This is a genomic window from Corynebacterium tuscaniense DNF00037 (assembly GCF_000759055.1).
In the GTDB taxonomy this organism is placed as follows: Bacteria; Actinomycetota; Actinomycetes; order Mycobacteriales; family Mycobacteriaceae; genus Corynebacterium; species Corynebacterium tuscaniense.
Genome location: NZ_JRNG01000032.1, coordinates 1 through 1,141, shown reverse-complemented (window position 1 = coordinate 1,141; position 1,141 = coordinate 1). Strand labels below are relative to the sequence as shown.

Below are 1,141 nucleotides of genomic sequence, written 5' to 3'. Positions count from 1 at the left end.
TCAGTTGGATGGTTTGAATGCTCAGATTCAGGGTGAGATTGGTCGTCACATCCCTGATGTTGGGCGTGGGCATGCAGGGTATGAGAATCCGCAGTTTAATGAGGTTGTTCGTCGTGTGAGTGAGGCCAATGGTCAGTTGCAGGGGTTTGTGAATGATCCGATGGTGCAGAAGTTGGGTCGGGCTGCTGGTGTGATTTTGGCGTTGGTTGCTGCTGGTGCGGTGTTGTATGACTGGTGTGGTAGCCCTCTCGGAGAGGCGAAGACCTCCATCAAAGGCGGTGGATCATCTGAAGAATGAGAAGTCGCTCTAGGAACTGATCAGTAAGGCGGGATCATTCCCGATCTACGTACTGGTGCTCCCCGTTAGCTGGACTGAGAGATCAGGCCCGAACTAACGGGGAGCTTTAGTATGTGCGCAGACAATGTGCACCGGCGGGCACATCGAACGAAAGCCTTGCTTACTTTGTCCTTAGAGTTCTATATTAATTGGGAGTGGCAAACCTCATAAAAAGATTCTGTTTGATGTGTGTCACTGGAGATTGTGCAGGCACCAGCAGTGACCAACCCTTTTGAGATCTGAGTGTGATCAGCCGGGCTTGTCGCGCTTTTTCTTTGTGCAGTAATCTGGGCCTTTTTCGCTTAATAGTTGGCTAAGCGAGTAATTATTTGGCACAGTGAATATAGATATCCGTGATGAGGCTCCCATGTGTGGTGCATAAAAGTTAAAGAAAAGTTAAAAGGAGTAATTATGGCTACATCAACCCAGGGCGTGCGCCCGACTACCCGTAAATGGATCGCTGCTGCATCTGTTGTCTCTTTGGCATTGGGGGCAGTTAATGTGGTTGGCCCCTTCAGTTCTGAGGCCTCGGCAACACCGTCCACGGTCGAGGTTACGCAGGAGACCGACATTGAAATCGTAGATGAGAAGGGACCCGATACTGAGGTACCGGACACACCCGGAAGTGGACCGGCAGAATCGTCTGAGCCATCTGCTTCCTCAGAGTCTTCTGGTTCCTCTGAGCCGTCTGATTCCTCCGAACCTAGGAAGTCCTCTGAGCTTGCGGGTTTGTCCACTTCGGGTAGCTCATTCGGACCGTCGGATTCGCGTTCATCGAGCATTACGATTACGGCGCGTTGCTTC

Annotated in this window: 2 protein-coding genes; both read left to right on the top strand. The window is 51.4% G+C overall.

The features are described 5' to 3' along the window. A partial coding sequence (locus HMPREF2129_RS11145; protein ID WP_034665050.1) for a hypothetical protein occupies positions 1-298 on the top strand: 298 nt, incomplete at its 5' end. Between the two features lie 450 nt (positions 299-748). Continuing rightward, positions 749-1,141 (top strand): hypothetical protein (locus HMPREF2129_RS07650; protein WP_034665047.1); only part of this gene is annotated, 393 nt, incomplete at its 3' end.